The following is a 19,458-nucleotide window of genomic DNA, read 5'->3' on the forward strand; positions in this document are numbered from 1 at the left end:
AATCATTTTAATCACCTGGTTAATGTTAGGCTATACACACCAAATTACGTCCACTCGATTTGGCTTCATATAATGCGACATCAGCGCGTTGTAGCATGTCGTCAACGCTCTCACCCACGATAAAACTTGCGACACCAGTGCTGACGGTAATCGTTAAGTCTCCTTTGCTGGTCGTTACCGGCTTGCTCTCCAGCTGCATTCTAAATCGGTCTAACAATGCAAATGCTTTCTCGACACTGAGTCCTTTGAAACCAATAACAAACTCTTCACCGCCAAATCTAGCGACGGTAAAGTGCTGTGAAAAAGACTGCTTTAATCGAGCCGCAAATTCGATAAGTACTTCATCACCTACATCATGGCCGTAGGTATCATTCACTTTTTTGAAAAAGTCGATATCCATTAACCCTAAAGACAGCATCCCTTGATTTCGAACGATTGCAGGCAACTTGTCTTCATATAAACTAAAGAAATAACGTCGATTAAATACGTTGGTAAGATAATCTAAATTGGCTTGTTCCCAAAGTTTCGCCATCATGTCTAAGGCATCGAGTGTGTTGAGCACCCGACAATGGAACTCTTCATGAACAAAGGGCTTTTGTAAGAAGTCATTCGCACCATTTTTAATAAATCGAGCCGACAGACTTTCATCACTGTCACTCGACAAACCAATAATCGCCATATCTTCTCGACTGAACTGCTCTCTGACTTTAATGATCAGTCCGAAACCATCTAACCGAGGCATGTTGTAATCGGTAATAAGCAGTTTAATATCAGCGTTATCTTTGAGAATATCGAGCGCGGCTAAACCGTCATCGGCTTCGATAACCTGAAACAGATGCTGCTCTAATAGACTACGAATAAACTTACGACTCACTAATGAATCGTCTGCCACCAGCACTTTAACGCTTTGGTTACGCTGTAAACGTTTTACCAATTTGGCCGTATATTCATAGCTAAAGCGGTTCTCTTTTAGCACATAATCGACGATACCCAATTGCAACAGTCGTGAACGTTCTTGAGGGTTCCAGCTCCCCGTTAATACGATACAAGGGAGTTGCTGTGCAAGCACCAGCTTTACTATCTCTCCGTCTTGCGCGTCTGGAAGATTGAGATCTGTTACCGCGACAAAGTAATCATTATCTAATAATAGCTTTTTAGCACTCGCCATATCGGGAGCGACATCGACCACACAATCTAATTCTTGGGTTATTAAATGACGCATTACCCTTGATACAACTTGGCTATCTTCAACCACTAAGATCCGCAACTTCACTCTCCTTTAATCCCTTACAGCTTCTCTACATCCCTTAATCGGCCTTTATAAAAGACTCTTTAATCATTAAGTTCCATATTGAAAGGGAAAACTGCATCTGTAATACGCAACATATTGTCTATTTTCGTATTCAGCTTAACGTTTACTCGCCTGAAACGGTATACATAATATTACTTATCTACAACTTTTGCATGAGTGGGCGCATTTAGGGGGTTAACCGTTATTTTATCCTGTGGATGTTCAAGTGGGATCTTTCTTAAATCAATAACAACGGTGGCAGAAATCTTATCTTGTATCGCTTGTCTGTTAGCATCCCAAAATATTTGGATGAAACCTAATAAACCCGTAGTAAAACCAGCCGCATAACCGCCATATCGCCCAAAGGCCGCCCACAAGGTAATTTTGGAACCATCGAGCTGAATAACGCTGATCCCCAATAGTTTCTTGCCCAGTGTTTGTCCATCAAACCAAGCCGTAAACACAGTGAAGTAAAAAGCAGCCCAACCAAAGCCTAACCCCAGATCATTAAGGGAACCGATTAACCAAGCTAATGGGCTTGATTGAGGATCTTCAGCGCTGTCCGAATCACTAACATCAGCCTCTGCCAGCCAATCGTCTTCATCAACCTTCGCGGGTGCATCTGTTACGCTGTCTCCGGCGAAGGTTTCAGCGGTGGAAGACACATTATTACTCTTTATCGGCAATTCTTTAATGCCCGTTTTTATTAACTGAGCATTCAATGCATCATTTTCTTGCTCAGATAAAGGCAGATCATTGATAAGTTCTTGTAATATTCGGGTTTGCTCAATTGCCGTAAGTTTGGAATGTGCTAACGCATCTTTAACAGCGACTAAACGTTGTTGAGCGCATTCGTAATCTTGGCAATTACTTGCAAAAATTATCTCTGGTAAGTAATTGGCTAACTCCGACACGGTCTGCAATGTTTCAGAGCTGCCCTCCGATCGCAGCGCTGTAACTTCAATCTGACTGCTTAGTGGTAAATGATTGCGACTCTCCTCTTCATCGTTTAGCAGTGCAAGCACCATTCCGACTAACATCAAAGCGTAAAGAGCCCACTTTACGGCACGACCCATGGTGCGGCTTCTTTTGTGGATCACGACGGTGAGCACGACGATACATACAAAGATCCAACCCGCATTTTCGGCCAAAGCGGCAACAAGCAACCCATCGACAGTAATCGCTAACACACGCTTTAAAGGGCTCGCTAACGGTTTGTAAAGTACATCTGGGGCTATTTTAAAGGCGTATGGAGTGACTAATGACTTAGGATCTATCGCTTCATCTGTGTTTGATTTATTCATCTATACTTTCCAGTCACAAGGTGCAGATAACCTGCGCAAGCGCTCATAGTAACACTGCGGTTACTTTAGGTTAACAATTGAATTTGTTACAAATACTATTGAATACATATAACAGCATTAGCTTTAATAACAAAAAGGAATAACGAAGAACAAACAATCACTTCTATTGCGGCGAAAGACGATTATGCTTTACCCATGCATATTAAGGAGCAAGCAGCCCATGAGCAAAATTTTTGAAGATAATTCATACACAATTGGTAACACCCCACTAGTCCGTTTAAACCGTGTTAGCAATGGTAATGTTCTTGCCAAGATTGAAGCACGCAACCCCAGTTTTAGCATTAAGTGCCGCATTGGCGCGAATATGATTTGGGATGCCGAGAAAAAAGGCATATTGACCCAAGAAAAAGAGCTTATCGAACCCACATCGGGTAACACCGGTATTGCGCTTGCTTACGTTGCAGCTGCAAGAGGTTATAAACTGACATTAACCATGCCTAATACCATGAGTTTAGAGCGTCGTAAATTGCTTAAAGCATTAGGTGCCAATGTTGTGCTGACTGAGGGCGCTAAGGGAATGAAGGGCGCCATCGACAAAGCAGAAGAAATTCGCCAGTCGGCACCTGAAAAATTCGTACTATTGCAGCAGTTTAATAACCCTGCAAACCCGGAAATTCACGAGAAAACGACCGGCCCTGAAATTTGGAATGATACTGACGGCGAAGTTGATGTCATTGTCGCAGGCGTGGGAACGGGTGGCACAATTACCGGTATTAGCCGCTATATAAAGAACACCCAAGGCAAAGCAATTACCTCTGTAGCGGTTGAGCCAATTGATTCACCGGTTATCGCGCAAACACTCGCGGGCCAAACGATTCAACCTGGACCACACAAAATTCAAGGTATCGGCGCTGGATTCATTCCAGGTAACTTAGATCTTGACCTTATTGATCGTGTTGAAGCGGTTTCTAATGAAGATTCGATTGAGATGGCGCATCGTCTTATGCAAGAAGAAGGGATTTTAGTTGGGATCTCATCAGGTGCTGCTGTAGTTGCTGCGAACCGCATTGCTGCATTACCAGAATTTGAAGGTAAGAACATTGTGGTTATACTACCATCAGCTGCAGAGCGTTACCTTTCTTCAGCTCTGTTCCAAGGCGAATTTAGTGATGCTGAAAACCTTCAGTAAACAATAAGCCTACAGACTAAAACCCAAGCACTAGCTTGGGTTTTTTATTGCTCTAACAATATGACTAACCATAGTTTCCACCACACTTTTCAGCACCACTTCATCTACCCTTTTTCTGAGTAAAAATTGATATTCAAGTAACCGAATAATAGCCAAAATTTGATGTGCATCTTCGTAAGCTGTTTGAGAGCCCAAAGCACTAAAAAATGTCTTTATGCTTTGCAATAACGTTTCATCAAGTAGGGTAATCGACGTGGCAAGTTGTGGATTACGTAATGCTTCTTCATGAAAAGCATTCTCCAAAATACGATCATCAGGATGCGTTAGCTGCTCTCGTATATGCCCACATAAAAATTCAGCTAAACTTTCAACGATCAATGCCTGTAACGCCTCTTTAGACAAGCTTTGACTCACTTGAGCCATGTTATTGAGCAACTCATAGCTTTGCTCTTCTAGTGCCTTGTTCATCCACAAGGTTTTTTCAGCAAAAAAAGTGAGTGCATCACTAATCAAATCTTTAATGTCTTTAAAGTAATAGGTGGTTGATGCTAAAGGAACCCCTGCTTCTGCCGCGACAGCCCGGTGACGCACACCGCGAACGCCCTCTGTGACGATTAACCTTAACGTTGCCTCCAAAATCTCAATGCGCCTTGACTGGCCATCACTTCGACTGGCTTGACGACCGACATAGGTCAAAGGTACCAGCATCGTTTCTTCCCTTACACTAAGATACAAATGGCTCTAATTGACTCAACTCTTGATTAACGGCAATTTAATCTCCCAAATCAACGTGAAGCAAGATCCAGTTCAAACAATGTTCAGACTGTAGCATGTAAGATACGTCTCCACTAATACTGTTGCAGCCTTGTTAGGTTTACCTTATGCCTTTTTACCGTTCCCCTCGTTTAATCAGTGCTTTTGACGCTAAGTTTGAAGCGCAAAAAATAGCTTTTGCTCCCGTTAGCTTTCAGGTTGCGCGCTGCCTGTTAAAATTTGACCTATTACAAATTATTTCTGACAGTGGTGTAAAAGGCTGTAGTACAACCGATTTAGCAACAAAGTCCAAGTTGTCCGAGTATGCTGTTGGAGTACTAATCGATATGGGGCTTAGTATGGGACTGCTATACCTCAACGATGGCCTCTATGTACTCGACAAGATTGGTCATTTTTTACTGCATGATGACATGGCAAAAACTAACTTAAACTTTACCCATGATGTCTGCTATCAAGGCCTTTTTGAGTTGGAAGCTTCACTACTAGAGGGTAAACCTAAAGGATTAACTTCGCTGGGAGATTGGCAGACTATTTATCCTGGTTTAAGTCAATTACCCAATGACATAAAAAAGAGTTGGTTTGAGTTTGATCATTACTATTCGGACCACGCCTTTGATTCTTTATTACCGTTAATTTTTAAAGAAAATCCAAAGCATATCGTCGATGTGGGTGGTAATACTGGTAAATGGGCCTTGGCTTGCACTGACTATAACAGCCTTGTAAAAGTCACCATAATGGATCTGCCAGGCCAATTAGACGTGGCAATGGAAAATGTCCGCATTGCCGGTGTCGAAACGCGTGTTGAAGCCTATAGCACTGATCTGCTCGATGAAAGCAATCCATTTTGTGAAAATGGCGATCTCTATTGGATGAGTCAATTTTTAGATTGCTTTTCCGAAACTGAGATCCTCAGTATTTTAAAACGAACGGTATCGGTTATGCACCAAAATAGTGAACTGTGTATTTTGGAGACATTCTGGGATCGCCAACCGTTCGAAGCTGGTGCCTTTTGTGTCAATGCAACATCCCTCTACTTTACCGCTATTGCCAACGGTAATAGTCGTATGTACCACAGTAAAACCTTGTTAAAGCTTATCAGCCAAGCCGGTCTTTTTGTAGACGAAGATATAGACAGTATCGGCCTAGGACATACGTTGTTGCGCTGTAAGCTAAAGCCCTAATATCGTTACTCAAACCAACATTAAAATAAGTTGAACCTATGATTAAGTTAACTTCAATTTTTATTATCGTCAGTTAATTCTAAAATACATGCATAGAGATTGTATTTTGGAGAAACATAATGACAGATAACAGACTAAAACAAAGAGTAGCTCGCTTACCTAGCCCCATGGCGGGACTGGCTTTAGCAATTGCCAGTCTCGGCTGGTCTTGGGAAAGTATGTCACCAAGTATTGGTGGCAATGCACAAATTATTGGTGCATTGATTGCTGCTATTCTTTTACTGATGTTGGTTGCCAAGTTTGCTCTGCACCCAAAAGTGCTCATCGCTGAGTTATCTCACCCAGTCATTGGTAGCGTAATCCCCACCTTTGCCATGGGCCTAATGGTCGTATCTGCCGCTATTGGACACTATAGCCAGAAACTCGCTTTAATATTATGGATTGCAGCTATAGCTATTCATATCATTTTTCTGTTTATGTTTATCTACAACAGAGCGGTCGATTTTAAACTTAGTCACATGGTGCCAAGTTGGTTTGTCCCCCCCATTGGAATGATTGTGGCAGCAGTATCTTTTCCACAAGGTGAACTATTTCAGGTTCAAAACCATTGGATTGCCAACGCGATTCTTAACTTTGGGATGCTAAGTTACCTCGTCATGTTGCCCATTATGCTTTACAGACTTATTTTCTGTGAACCGATCCCTGATGCAGCAAAACCAACAATTGCCATTATGGCTGCACCAGCAAGTCTGTCTTTAGCAGGTTACCTCACTATATCAGAGCATCCATCAATCGTTATTGTTGGCGTATTACTGACTCTAGCATTATTAATGACCAGTATTATTTACCTTGCCTTCTTTAACCTATTAAAGCTGCCTTTTAGCCCAGGTTACGCTGCATTCACATTCCCACTGGTTATTGGTGCAACGGCTTTATTCAAAACTGTGACTTGGATAATGACGACTTATGGTGAGAATAGCCTTTCTATTAACTTACTATTAACAGCTAAGTTTGAATTAATAGTGGCAACCATCATTGTGACTTACGTAGCAATAAGGTATTTAAGTCACTACAAGTCAAATATATTCAAGGGGAACGCTGCTTAGTACAGCAAGAGAAAAAGCTATAGTTACATTGAAGATGTGACCATTACTGCGCAAAATAAAGCTGAGACATCCTCTACAAGCATCACAGCAACGCAACAAAGCAGGCTTTAACACTGCAAACCAAGCGTGACTTAAGTCACGCTTTTCGTTATTTATTCCTTATTTAAAAAATATTCCAAACCTCTCATGTTACCCAGTCGTTAATTGCCCTCACCAACCTCCAATACAAAAAACAACGCCGAACTAACAATTAAACAACATTAAAACCTATTACCGATTAATAATCAGCCAAACAACTTGACGGTTATTGCCCCACACCCTCAAATGTAAATAAAATGATGCTGAGTTGATAATAAAATAATACTAATAACACTAAGGACAAAAGCAAACACCTGTAACTAGATTGTTGCCACGGTTAATTAATTATGGTTCTATTCCGCTGAGAAATATATTTTCATTTACATTTGAAACACCTTAAAAAGATATTTCTAATTAAAACAAAACAAAACAAATAATTATTATAAGTTTCCAGGGAGTAATGATATGCAAGTTAATTCAAGATTGGCCAAAGCAGTTCGCTTTGCGTTAGTAAGTGGTGCAGCAGCAGCGCTTAGCTCGCCAGTTGTTCTTGCGGCCGAAGCTGAAAGTGCAGAAAATGTTGAACGTATTCAAGTTACCGGTTCTCGTATCAAGCGTACTGATATGGAAACAGCGACACCCGTTACAGTGCTAAGTGCTGATGACATGGCAAAGCAAGGCTTTACAAGTATTCAAGACGCATTACAAAGCCTGACATCTACAACGGGTGCAATGACAACCCAATCAGTTCACGGTTTTACTCCTGCAGCATCTTCTATCAGTCTTCGTAATGCTGGTGCTAACCGCACACTAACGCTTATCGATGGCAAACGCCTTAACCAGTACCCAAAACCTGCTGGCGGAACGGATAACTTCGTTGATACCGCAAACCTTCCAATGGAAGCAGTTGCAAGAATTGAAGTACTACAATCTGGTGGTTCAGCAATTTACGGCGCTGACGCTGTTGGTGGTGTAATCAACATCATCCTGAAAAAAGATTTTGACGGTGCCGCGCTTAAGTATCGTCATGGTGATACCACTAATGGTGGCGGAATGAACGATAGAATCGCATTCTCTATCGGTTCATCTTCAGATAAAGGTAATGTGTCAACCTTTATTGAATACACCAACAACGAAGTACTAAGAGCAACTGACCGTGAAAATTTTGGTCTAAATACTGATAAAGTACCTCACAGTGCATTCTCGCAATATAGCTCGTATGGAGCACGCATTGCAGGTTCAAGTAAGGGTGCTGAAGGCGCGCGTCAGCTATCAGCTGAAGAGTGTACTGCTGGCGGTTTCTTCTGGGATTCAGCGCGTAGCATTTGTGGTTATGACCGCTCAAAGCAACGTGATCTTGAGCCTGAAAGCTATCGATTCATCAGCACAACTAACTTCAACTATGAGTTAGCCGAAGATATCACTTTCTTAGGTCGTCTAGATGTCTCTCAAGCTAAATCATCCACAAACATTGAGCCAATGGCTATCAATGACTACGACATTAAAGTCGCAGGTAATGATGTAACAGTGTCTGGTGCTGGTGGGTTAAGCAAAACATTCACAGACGGTAAATCTACTGCTCTAGGTGGTGATTTTGCTAATGCTACCGATGGCGATTACTACTACGTTCGTCGTTTACATGAGTTTGGCAACCGTACTGGCGAAACGAATACTCGTAACTACTTCTTTAGCGCTGGTCTTGAAGGTCTAATTGCTGACGAGTATAGCTGGGAGGCTTCAGTAAACTATGGCCGCACAAACGTTGATGTATTCCGCAGTGGCTATGCAACCATTGCAGGCATGTTTGATTACATTACAGCAGAGGGTGAAAATGGTAAACAAGGTAATTCACTGCTAAATAACATGTCTGATGCAGATGTAGATGCAGCGTCTTATACGCCATTTGAAAATGCTCAATCAACACAGAAAAATATCCAAGCAAACATTACGGGTCTGGCGTTTGAATTGCCTGCAGGTGATGTTATGTTCGCATTCGGTGCAGAATATACAGAACAAGATTACCAAACAGATTCTGATTCAGAATCTAAGAAAGGAAATATCTTAACTACGGGTGGTTCATCAGGTAAAGGTGAGCGTGATTTCTGGGCTACTTATGCAGAAATGAGCATTCCTGTGTTAGAGCAGCTAACCATTGACGTTGCTCTACGTTACGATGATTACAGCGATGTTGGCGGCAACTTATCTCCACAAGTTACTGTTGAATATCGTCCACTTGATGAATTACTTGTTCGTGGTTCTATCAGCAGCGTATTCCGAGCTCCTGATATGCACCGTGTATACGGTGACCCAACTCAAGGCTTTACCCAAGTTATCGACTTCAAGCAGTGTGCTGCTATGGGTGGAACACCTGGTGAGACAAGCTCAAACCCTACTATCAATGAGGTTTGTAACGAACTACATATCGATAGTACAACTGGTGCAAACAAAGACCTAGAAGCAGAAACGGGTTACACAGCTAACATTGGTGCAGTATGGGGCGGCGATTCGCTAAACGCTTCTATTGACTTATGGGAGTGGAAACTTGATGACATGGTGAGTGACATCAGTGCTTCAAAAGCTGCACGTGAGTATGATTTATATGAAGATATGATCACTCGTGATGCGGATGGCACTATCACACACATCAACTCAGTTGCACAAAACCTTGCATACCAGAAAGTACGCGGTCTTGATGTTACCGCAGGTTACGGCTGGGATCTTGAAGCGATTGGTGAGTTCAAGCTAAATTTCAATGGTACATATATTCTTGTTTCAGAAGGGCAATTAGATCCTACTGCTGACATTGATGATGATATCTACAATGGTGGTTTACCTCAGTACCGTGCGAACCTAGTACTGGGTTACTTCCTAGAAGACTTTGAAACGACTTTAGGCGCTTATCACACTGCACGTATGCATGGTACAGCTTATAAGTCTTTTGCTGAATCAGGTGACGGGGAAGAGAGCGATTATGAAGTTGCTTCTCTAACTAAGTGGAACTTAACTGCTGGTTATAACTTTACTGACAACATCAAAGTATCTACCGGTCTAGTTAATATGTTTGATGCTGGTCCTAACTTTGACCCAACAAACACTTCATGGCCACATTACCCACGTAGCGTTTACAACGCACGTGGACGTGAATGGTTTGTTGAAGGTGAAATCACGTTCTAAATAATGTAGAAATTAAGCGTTATTATTTAACGCTTATTTAGACATAAAAATGGCATCCTCGGATGCCATTTTTTATATCAGTTAAAACGTTCACACTGCATTCAATGCGTTTATAAACATTGCTGCGTTACCTGCACTGACGCTTTATCTGGATTTAACTAAACCCTAAGTAATGAGCCGCTATAACAATCACGCTAGATACACAAAACAGTGCGACCATGAAGCGCCAAATAAATTTAAGCCACTGCCCCCAATCGACTCGGCACACACCTAAAGTGGCCATCAAGGATGCTGACGTCGGCACCAATACATTGGTAAAGCCATCACCTAACTGAAAGGCGAGTACGGCCACTTGCCGCGTAACCCCAACAATATCAGCTAAAGGGGCCATCAATGGCATTGTTAGAGCAGCTTGACCTGAACCAGAGGTCACAAAGAAGTTAAACACCGATTGAAACACCAACATAAACCACGCTGACATAACACTGGGCAAGTGACCAATAAACTCACCTGACACACTCAAAATGGTGTTCAACACACTTGGATTAGCGGCATTACTGCCGCCTAACAACAGTAATATCCCTGACGCGCAACCAACTAATACCGCGGGCTCCAACATAGTCGCTGCGCCTTGTTTAAAGCTAGCCGCAACCTTATTAACGCTCATATTGTTGAGTTTAAACACCACGCCAATGATCCCAACGATGATCCCCATCGTAAAAAACTGACTGGCGATCTCAGGAATAAACCACGCATTGGCAATCACGCCCCAGATTATCCACGCAATCGTCGCCACAATCGTGAATAGCACCAATATATCGCCTACGTTAAAGCGGCTATCAAGCTTAGACTCGCTCGCATTATCACGAAAGTATTGGTCACTGGTGTAACTGTAAGAAAACGCTGGTTTCGCTTTGACTTTAGCGGCATAACGCATAGTGAAAACCAAGCCCATTAATGTAAACCCGAGCCACATCACCACTCGCATGCTTGAGCCCGACAGCACAGGTACGTCCGCGATACCTTGTGCAATCGCAACGCTAAAAGGGTTCATCCAGGAACTGGCAAAGCCTATTTGGGTCGCCACATACGTCACCATCACGGTGGTAATTCCGTCATAGCCAAGCCTTATCATTAATGGGCAAATAATGATTGCGAACGCTATCGCCTCCTCCCCCATTCCAAAAACGGCGCCGCCTAAAGAGAACAAGATGAATATCACTGGAATGAACAGGGTTTCATTGCCGCGGGTTTTGTCGATCAACTTCAATATGCCGTTATCAATCGTGCCGGTTGCCATCACAATGCCGAAAGCACCACCGATAACTAACATGAACATGATGACGCCAATCGCGCTACCCCATTTGGAACCTGAGACTAGACCTTCAAATGCAAAATTAAAAAAACCTGCGCCTCCTCCCCCTTCAAATAAGCTCACAGGGTTGAGTATAGGGTCACCATTGGCATCTTTTTCATAGGAAAATGAGCTGGGGTCGATAACGCTGCGACTCTTCTCAACGCCATCAATGACGTAACTAACCTCTTGTGTTTCAAACGAACCAACGGGGATAAAGTAGGTCATTAATGCCGCGGCCAGTGCGACAAAGAAAATGATGACTAGCGTGTCTGGCATCTGCCAAGTATTGCTCTGCACATCAACACTATTGTTAGCATGGGCTGATGCGAGCGCGGGTGTCTGTTCGTTCGAGGGAGGAGCTTGATTCATTTTACGGCCATATTATTGTTATTTGGCTGCAAATATAAACCAATGTAGAGCCTTTATCTATGCATCATCCACACCGTAAGCGGCAATTGACTTGTATTATCATGCAACCGAATGCCTTCGCGCAAAATAGCATGTGAGTTGTTGTACCGTTAACATGAAAATCAGTGAACATAATAACGCAGGTACAATTGGGTGGATCTGATAAAGCAAAGGTGTTTGGGTTTGTAATAACAGATAACTCAGCATGCCACTCACCATGGCAGCCAGCGCACTACTTCCGGTAATCGAAGGCCAATAAAGCCCTGCGATAATCGGCCACAAGAATACCGCTTGCAAGGCGCCAAAGGCCGCCAAGTTAATCCAAACAATCATATCGGGTGGGCTCAATGCCCAGTAACATGCACTGAGGGTAATTAACAGCATCACCAAGCGAGTCAACCAGACTTGCTTTGTCGCTGATAGATTTGGCATCACTTTAACCATTCCATCTCGAACGATACTGGTCGCTGATTGCAGTAACATCGAGTCAACCGACGACATCACTGCCGCAATAGGCGCTGCCAGTAATGTGCCCGCGATTAATGGCGGCAACAAACCTGACATGAGTGTTGGCATAATATTGTCTGGCACGCTCAAATCTGGAAATAAAGCCCGGCCAAGCACGCCACATAAATGTGGAATTAACGTCATAAAGAAGCAAATGATGGTACCCCAAATGATCCCCGTTTTTAATGAGGCTTTATCTTTTACCGCCAACAATCGTACAACGGTATGCGGCAAGCCCATGGTGCCAAAACAGATCAACAACCAAAACGACAACATCATTGGCCAAGATAAAAAGTCATCGATACTGTGAGGACTAAACAACGCTGGAGTTTGTTGAGCGAGTAGCTGCATTTTTTCCGGTAGTTGTGGCTGCGACAATATCACCAGCAACAGGATAAACAGCCCTAACAACATGACAATACCTTGCAAGGCATCGGTTAATACCACTGCCCTAAAGCCCCCGGTCAAGGTATAAGCCAATACCGTACAAACGAAAATTGCTAAGCCAAGCTCATAGCTTATGCCCGTAACGCCAGAGAGTAACCGAGCCCCACCGATAAACTGTACCGAAATCATGGCAATAAAACCAACCACTAAGCTGACCATTGCAAAAGTACTTAGATAAGGGTTTTGAAAACGAGCATCCAGCCACTCAATAAGGGTCACGTGTTGATGTCGCCTCATCGCCAAAAATCGACTGCCCAGCACGCCTAAGGTTAATAGTGCGACAGGCACTTGGATAAGGGCTAACCACACCCAACCAAGTCCATATTTATAAGCAGCGCCAGAACCGCCGATAAATGAACTCGCACTGGTATAAGTGGCCACTAACGTTAATGCGAGTAATGGTCCACTGAGAAATGCACCGCCGATAAAAAATCGCTTTGCCTTATCAGTATAGAGTCCACTGTCCTCATCAGTTCTACGTGACTGACGAGCACTCCAAAAGCGTGTCACTAACAGGCTCAGTACTAAGTAAAGCAAAACGGGAAATAAACTAGTCATTGGTTTTCCCTAGCGTTCTCACCAAAAAAATGATGAGCATCAGTGGCGCCAAAATGCAGGAAAACCAGAACCAAATAGGTAAGCCGTACCAGTAGCCATACTCTGTGAGTAACAAAGGCCCTAGGCACCATAAAACAAAATAACCAAGGGTTAATAGCAATGCAGTGGTTGATAACGATCTCATGAAAGCACACAGCCTGAGTTAAATATAAGAAGCGGGATGACGACACTAAAGTGTGCGATGGCCGATTCTAATCAATATTTACAATCGGCACCAGCCAGAGTAACCCGTTACTTAACTCATATCTTGATAAATGTTTAAACCGTTACTTTACACGCTGCAAAAAACGCCACTATTGGCTACATAAGGTAACTTACTGATTTGCCGTTGAAGCTTTCATAGTAACAGGCAGGACACTGGCTATTTCTCCATCTCAGTGCTCACCTTGAAAAGCAGTAAACACAGAGACATTTAATCAAATGGTACTATTTGGGTGCACACTATATTTAGAAGAGTGAGCCGCCTCTAATTTTTTCAAACCGTTAGCCAACTTAACTTGTGTAGCTCAAGCTCCCCCCCTAAAATCAGGCTTTATAGATCATCAATAAAATTGATAGTTTCCATTTGGCAAATTTTCAGTTAGGGAAAGCAATATACATAATGAAGTACTCTCTTAAGCAAATCATGGTTTTTGATGCCGTTGCCAGTTTAGAAAGTGTCAGCGCGGCAGCAAGAAAATTGTCTATGACACAGTCAGCTGTCAGTATGTCGCTAGGACAATTAGAAAATTTGCTAGGTCGACCACTCTTCATTCGCCAAGGGAACAGACTCACCCTAAGCCACTGGGGCAACTGGCTTAAGCCAAAAGCCAAACGCTTGTTACAAGATGCGCAACAGATTCAATTAGGCCTTCACGAACAACACCTTATCAGTGGAAGATTTAGAATTTGTTCAAGTCAAACCGCCGCAGAGCATCTGCTTCCAGAACTTATAAGTAAAATTGATACCGATTTCCCAGAACTGCGAATTGACTTGATGGTGGAGAACACCGAAAACGTGATCGAAGGCTTACTTAATTACGAATACGACTTTGGCATCATCGAAGGACGAAACGACGACAGTCGTCTTCACCAAGAGCAATGGCTAGATGATCACCTTGTGGTCGTTTCATCACCACATCATCCTTATGCCAAGTCAAAATCAGCAAGCTTAGCGCAGCTAGAACAAGCCAAATGGGTACTGCGCGAACAAGGTGCCGGTACGCGTCGTATTTTTGAGGGTGCGATTCATGGGATCATTGAAAAGCTGCATGTATGGAAAGAGTATGAATATGTCTCAGTGCTCAAAGCACTCGTCAAGAATGGGACTTATTTAAGTAGCCTGCCCTACTTAGATGTAGAAAAAGAGATTGCTAGTGGCGAGTTAGTGGTTTTATTAACACCAGAATTAAATATGCAGCGTAATCTTTCATTTGTTTGGCGCAATGATTCAGGGGCAAACCCTTTAAGAGACTGCGTGATCACTGAAGCTAGACGCCTAGGTCGTCACAAACTCATATCGAAAAATGGCCGCTAACAGCTAAATAGAGTGTGAAGAGGTGCAATGGAGTATTGCACCTCTTCATCTAAAACAGACTTAAAACTTGTACAGATCACATACTTTTTGTGCGATATCTTCTCGCGTGATAACGCCACATAACACGCCCTCATCTACAACAGGGAAGACGCTCGGCTTGCTGGCATTCGCTCCGCGCAGCCGCTCTTCATAGCTTTTAAACGTATTACCTATCAACATAGCACTATCATTGACTGGGAATAGCTTGCTTCTATCAACCACCATTAACTCAATCAAGTCAGCAACAGCATCTAAAGGCGAGACTGTTAATACTTGGGTTTGCATCAAGTCACCCACTTTAAAGCTAATACCACGAACAAACTCTTCAGACCATAAACTACGTAACAGATCCTGTTGTGAGATAAACCCAAGTAACTGCTTTTTTTCGTTGACCACAGGAGCGCCACGACTCGCGCTGTCTGATAGTTGTTTAAGCCCTTCATACACAGAAAGATCTGCGGTAAGAGTGAATGGTGTCGGGTTCATAAGATCGCTTACATTTAGTCTTTGAATTGTTTTTGGCATTGTTTTTACTCCGGGGAATAGATGAGAACAGCTGTTACTCTGAATAAGTGAAGACTCAGGTTCTGCTTGTTTTGCTAATGGGGTGTCGATTTGAGTATCAAAAGTCGCTAACGCAATCACTTCCGCTAAGCAGGCCTCTTTATTTGAAGATGCAGTCCTTTGATTTGCTGTTGGATCGGCCTTTTCTATTAACCAATATCCCAAACCAACAAATAGGCCGCCGCCGACAACATTACCCAAAGTAACGGGTATTAAATTATTGATAATAAAATGATTTATCGTAAGATCTGCAAATTGACTTTGCGTCACATTGAGTGCTTCGAACCAACTTGGATCAGAAAATTGGGCAATAACGATACCGAGAGGCACCATAAACAGATTTGCAATGCTGTGTTCAAAGCCACTACTCACAAACATGGCAACAGGTAGCATCAAAAGAATAGCTTTAGTTAATGCATCTTTACTGGCGAATGTCATCCACACACCGAGACAAACCAACATGTTACACAACATACCCAATACAAATGCTTGCCACCAACCATGGTGTAGCTTGTGTTGCGCGATATTAAGGGCGTTGAGACCCCATTGCCCGTCGTTCAAATTTTGCATGCCTGCGATGACGATCATGCACAACATCAACATCGCACCCACAAAATTTCCTGCGTAGACTCGTACCCAACATTTAAGCAGCTCCGTACTCGATACTTTTTTCTGTGCCCAAGCTACACTGCTCAATACAGTGCTTGTAAACAGCTCTCCACCACAGATCACAACCAACATTAAGCCAAGACTAAAAGCCAGTCCTCCCGCTAGACGGATGAGCCCCCAGGGCCCGCTGCTGCCTGTTGTGACCGTAATGTAAAACACAAAAGCCAATGCGATAAATGCACCAGCAAATATTGCCAAACCGAAGGATTCCCATTTGGCTTTAATCACTTTATCTGTACCGTACCCTTCTGCCTGCTGGTATAAGCTTGGCTTTGCAGCATTCACGGGGCTCGTTGTCGCCTCCGTTTGGTGCGTTAAAGGAATGAGGTTTGGTTGACTATGTGCAGTCATGCTTCCCCCTCGCCTTTACGTCACTAAACTTAATATGCGCTACATTCATTAAATTCTCCTGTTAATCCATAGCTTCGCTCGGTCTGAGAACAAAATTAACCTAATAACACGCCCAATAAAATTGGATAATAATGATGATCGCTATCATTATTATTGATATGAAAAGGCAATAAAATCGAGTTGTTAAAATTGTAAAAAACAACAACAAATAGCGTAAGGCTTTGTATAAAAGGAAGATTAAATTGTCACTTGGTATTATTTAGGGATGAATGAAAAACAACAACAAAGAAAAAAGGATCATCAATCGCTGATTAAAGATTAACAAGGATGATGAGTAAGTTGTTAAGCAGTGCTATCAATTCAGTTGATTTGAGTTAATTTCAAGCACGTGTATAAGCCATTTTGTGGTTACCGATAAATCTCGATCATTCCTCAATTAACACCAAAACGGGCATAGATCACACCAAGACTTAGATCTGGTGTGACAAACGTCCAATTATTGTGACTATGATTGCTCAATAGTAAGGCAACTTTACTGACGGTTATAATTTGAGCGTTTTTGTCGAATTTATTGATCTAGACACTAAGGCAAATTACATGCCTATTATTCGATTGTTTAGTGATCACTGTATAAGTTGTTAAGTTGCTCTCAAATTATCCAAACAGCACATTCAATAACTTTGATACTTGATGTTGTACCTAGGTGGCTATGTTAATATTCTTGAGGTAAATTGGTCAGACCAATTTGCAATATGTAAAGGAATACCACTGTAACCGCATTGAGCAACAACAACGTCAAAGCACTTAGCCGTTACAGAAGCGTTAACAAAGGCTTTAAGTCGACTACACTTATTGCGATAAAAGTTGTTAATTCACAGGGAACACCCATAGCTGTTACGAATCCCGATGAATCACCTAAATTCTTCTCGGAGAATGAGAAATTATGCCTGAATCAGTAAAAAATGAAGCCCTAGAAGGCTCTGAACAGAGCTATCAAGCACTTCACCGTCCAGCATCAGAGTTCAATACCCGCGAAGAGTATTTGGATAATGAACTGAAAATCATGAAGCCAAAACGTTGGGGGCTTAACCTCCCAGGTAGAGACTTTAGGTTCGAATGGGAAGACTTAGTTCCTGCCATCGCCGGTACCATAGGTATCACTGTAATGTACTCAGCGGTTATGGCTGCATGGGCCTCTGGTCTGTCAGACCGTTGGGAACACGTCAACTTGGGAGCAGAATTTGCTATCCAAGTCGTGCGAGTTGAAATGCTTATTCCGGCCCTACTCTTTTGTATTATTAGTTCAGGATTTATTAACCCCCGAGCCAATCTCGCCGGTAATCATGGACCAATGATCCCATTGATTGGTGCTATCGCGCTAGCAGGAGCTCATCCACTAGCATTAGCCATTTTGCTCGGTGTATTCGGCCTCATTCTTAGTTACTTTAAAGGCGGGTCGAAGTTAGTTAACTTGACCAGCAGTGGTGTGGCAGGTGGCTTGCTCGTTTTCTTAGGTTTTATGGGCGCTAAAAGTCAAATAACCTCATTATTTGATTGGGCTGGCGGGCTTGAGGCTAAACATGCTTTAGATTACAGCTTAAGCTATGTAGCCTTCTTTATTTTATTAGCCAACGTCATTCTCTACTCTTACCTCGCTAAAATAGGTAAGCGCTGGCTAGCCATTCCACTGTGTTCAATTGCCGCTATAATACTGGCTTTTGCACTTGGTGCGGGGCTAGACCTTCAGTTTGTAACTGAACCAGGCATTCCAAATTTAAACCCTATGTATTGGTGGGGATCAACTGAATATGGCTGGCAGTTAGGCTTACCTAACCTCCAACATTTCATCGCGTCATTACCGTTTGCCATTCTCGCTGTGGCGATGTGGTCACCAGACTTTTTGGGACACAGAATTTTCCAAGAACTCAACTATCCAAAAGGTGCTGAGAAAGTATTGATGGACGTTGATGACACAATGACAACCTGTTCTCTACGTCAAATTGTCGGAACTGCAGTCGGTGGTGGTAATATCACCTCATCTTGGGGGACCTACATGATCCCTGCTGCGATTGCTAAGCGTCCTATTCCAGCGGGTGCTATTTTGCTCGGCATTATGTGTATCGCTGTCGCTGTCATTGGTTATCCGATGGATATCACGGTCTGGCGTCCTGTTATGTCGATTGCACTTTTAGTCGGCGTGTTTTTACCATTGCTTGAAGCGGGTATGCAGATGGTGAAAAACACCAAAAACAGCCAAGCCGCGGGTATATGTATCTTTGCCGCCTTTGTGGCAAACCCAGTATTAGCGTGGGCATTGACCATGTTCTTAGACAACAATGGTCTAATTGGTGATAAAGAACGCGCCAAATCACTGTCGGTAACTGACCGTATCGTTATCCCTGGGTTAGCTTTTATTATCTGTCTGGCTGCGATGCTAGCGGTTGGTATGATCACAGGTATACCGGCACTGCTTTAAATGATAATAAGGAAGAGAGTCCTCCGCTCTCTTCCTCATTTTCTCATCTATAATTCTTATCAATATCTTTGATACTCATCATTAGTTTTATCAACCAGTAGCATCAAAGCAAATATTGATATTAAAAATCTACTTGCGAAAATCAGACCAACTCTCGAATACCTGACATCGTAAAAGGATGCAAACATTAAATTGTTCAGAAAATGCTGCCTTGTTAACAGTTTTAGGATTTATGAACGATTTCCACTTTGATAAAGGTGCAGCATACTGACTGCCATGCTAATATATACATGGTTAATTGGTCTTACCAATTTATAGAGTTAACATCCAAAGCATTACGATGTTACTTATAGAAGAAAGCCAAACAGATTTCAGAGAAGTGTGCTCACTTCCACGCGCTTCTTAGCGA

12 protein-coding genes are annotated in these 19,458 nt (G+C 42.7%); 6 read left to right on the plus strand and 6 right to left on the minus strand.

Annotated features, from left to right (window positions below; all coding sequences use genetic code 11):
* Positions 1–25 precede the first annotated feature (25 nt).
* Both L2729_RS17975 and L2729_RS17980 read right to left on the minus strand, forming a co-directional pair.
* A complete protein-coding gene (locus L2729_RS17975) occupies positions 26–1,267 on the minus strand; it encodes a GGDEF domain-containing response regulator (protein ID WP_248989532.1) in 1,242 nt (413 codons plus the stop codon).
* A 176-nt stretch (positions 1,268–1,443) separates the two neighbouring features.
* Complete coding sequence (locus L2729_RS17980; RefSeq protein ID WP_248989494.1) at positions 1,444–2,595, minus strand: RDD family protein; 1,152 nt, start codon at positions 2,593–2,595, stop codon at positions 1,444–1,446.
* Between the two features lie 220 nt (positions 2,596–2,815).
* Between L2729_RS17980 and cysK the strand changes: the two genes are divergently transcribed.
* A complete protein-coding gene (gene cysK, locus L2729_RS17985; protein WP_248989495.1) occupies positions 2,816–3,784 on the plus strand; it encodes a cysteine synthase A in 969 nt (322 codons plus the stop codon).
* Between the two features lie 30 nt (positions 3,785–3,814).
* On the opposite strand, the gene L2729_RS17990 is transcribed toward cysK, so the two are convergent.
* Positions 3,815–4,492 carry a TetR/AcrR family transcriptional regulator gene (locus tag L2729_RS17990; protein ID WP_248989496.1) on the minus strand — a complete coding sequence of 226 codons (678 nt, stop codon included), beginning with the start codon at positions 4,490–4,492 and terminating at the stop codon, positions 3,815–3,817.
* A 173-nt stretch (positions 4,493–4,665) separates the two neighbouring features.
* On the opposite strand from L2729_RS17990, the gene L2729_RS17995 reads away from it, so the two are divergent.
* From L2729_RS17995 to L2729_RS18005, 3 genes are all read left to right on the plus strand, one after another.
* Positions 4,666–5,739 (plus strand): methyltransferase, encoded by a 1,074-nt coding sequence (locus tag L2729_RS17995; protein ID WP_248989497.1) that lies wholly within the window; start codon positions 4,666–4,668, stop codon positions 5,737–5,739.
* Between the two features lie 119 nt (positions 5,740–5,858).
* Entirely contained in the window at positions 5,859–6,845 is a 987-nt protein-coding gene (locus L2729_RS18000; protein WP_248989498.1) for a TDT family transporter, read from the plus strand.
* 543 nt (positions 6,846–7,388) lie between these two features.
* Complete coding sequence (locus L2729_RS18005; protein WP_248989499.1) at positions 7,389–10,097, plus strand: TonB-dependent receptor plug domain-containing protein; 2,709 nt, start codon at positions 7,389–7,391, stop codon at positions 10,095–10,097.
* A gap of 154 nt (positions 10,098–10,251) precedes the next feature.
* Here the strand turns inward: L2729_RS18005 and yfcC are convergent, their stop codons facing one another.
* Together yfcC and panF are read right to left on the minus strand one after the other, a co-directional pair.
* The gene (yfcC, locus tag L2729_RS18010; protein ID WP_248989533.1) at positions 10,252–11,730 is read right to left on the minus strand and encodes a putative basic amino acid antiporter YfcC; all 1,479 of its coding nucleotides are present in this window, start codon (positions 11,728–11,730) and stop codon (positions 10,252–10,254) included.
* A gap of 192 nt (positions 11,731–11,922) precedes the next feature.
* On the minus strand, positions 11,923–13,374 hold the full coding sequence (gene panF / locus L2729_RS18015) for a sodium/pantothenate symporter (protein WP_248989500.1): 1,452 nt from the start codon (positions 13,372–13,374) through the stop codon (positions 11,923–11,925).
* A gap of 661 nt (positions 13,375–14,035) precedes the next feature.
* On the opposite strand from panF, the gene L2729_RS18025 reads away from it, so the two are divergent.
* Complete coding sequence (locus L2729_RS18025) at positions 14,036–14,950, plus strand: LysR substrate-binding domain-containing protein (protein WP_248989501.1); 915 nt, start codon at positions 14,036–14,038, stop codon at positions 14,948–14,950.
* Between the two features lie 60 nt (positions 14,951–15,010).
* On the opposite strand, the gene focA is transcribed toward L2729_RS18025, so the two are convergent.
* Complete coding sequence (gene focA / locus L2729_RS18030; RefSeq protein ID WP_248989502.1) at positions 15,011–16,573, minus strand: formate transporter FocA; 1,563 nt, start codon at positions 16,571–16,573, stop codon at positions 15,011–15,013.
* Between the two features lie 943 nt (positions 16,574–17,516).
* On the opposite strand from focA, the gene L2729_RS18035 reads away from it, so the two are divergent.
* Positions 17,517–19,049, plus strand: a complete 1,533-nt coding sequence (locus L2729_RS18035) for a DUF3360 family protein (RefSeq protein WP_248989503.1) — start codon at positions 17,517–17,519, stop codon at positions 19,047–19,049.
* The last annotated feature ends 409 nt before the right edge of the window (positions 19,050–19,458 follow it).

The sequence above is a fragment of the Shewanella gelidimarina genome (assembly GCF_023283945.1).
Lineage (GTDB): Bacteria > Pseudomonadota > Gammaproteobacteria > Enterobacterales > Shewanellaceae > Shewanella > Shewanella gelidimarina.

What these genes read in the sequence shown, in the direction of transcription:
- L2729_RS17980 (WP_248989494.1), bottom strand. Translation starts at nt 2,595, where the DNA reads ATGAATAAATCAAACACAGATGAAGCGATAGATCCTAAGTCATTAGTC.
- cysK (WP_248989495.1), top strand. Translation starts at nt 2,816, where the DNA reads ATGAGCAAAATTTTTGAAGATAATTCATACACAATTGGTAACACCCCA.
- L2729_RS17990 (WP_248989496.1), bottom strand. Translation starts at nt 4,492, where the DNA reads ATGCTGGTACCTTTGACCTATGTCGGTCGTCAAGCCAGTCGAAGTGAT.
- L2729_RS17995 (WP_248989497.1), top strand. Translation starts at nt 4,666, where the DNA reads ATGCCTTTTTACCGTTCCCCTCGTTTAATCAGTGCTTTTGACGCTAAG.
- L2729_RS18000 (WP_248989498.1), top strand. Translation starts at nt 5,859, where the DNA reads ATGACAGATAACAGACTAAAACAAAGAGTAGCTCGCTTACCTAGCCCC.
- L2729_RS18005 (WP_248989499.1), top strand. Translation starts at nt 7,389, where the DNA reads ATGCAAGTTAATTCAAGATTGGCCAAAGCAGTTCGCTTTGCGTTAGTA.
- yfcC (WP_248989533.1), bottom strand. Translation starts at nt 11,730, where the DNA reads ATGCCAGACACGCTAGTCATCATTTTCTTTGTCGCACTGGCCGCGGCA.
- panF (WP_248989500.1), bottom strand. Translation starts at nt 13,374, where the DNA reads ATGACTAGTTTATTTCCCGTTTTGCTTTACTTAGTACTGAGCCTGTTA.
- L2729_RS18025 (WP_248989501.1), top strand. Translation starts at nt 14,036, where the DNA reads ATGAAGTACTCTCTTAAGCAAATCATGGTTTTTGATGCCGTTGCCAGT.
- focA (WP_248989502.1), bottom strand. Translation starts at nt 16,573, where the DNA reads ATGACTGCACATAGTCAACCAAACCTCATTCCTTTAACGCACCAAACG.
- L2729_RS18035 (WP_248989503.1), top strand. Translation starts at nt 17,517, where the DNA reads ATGCCTGAATCAGTAAAAAATGAAGCCCTAGAAGGCTCTGAACAGAGC.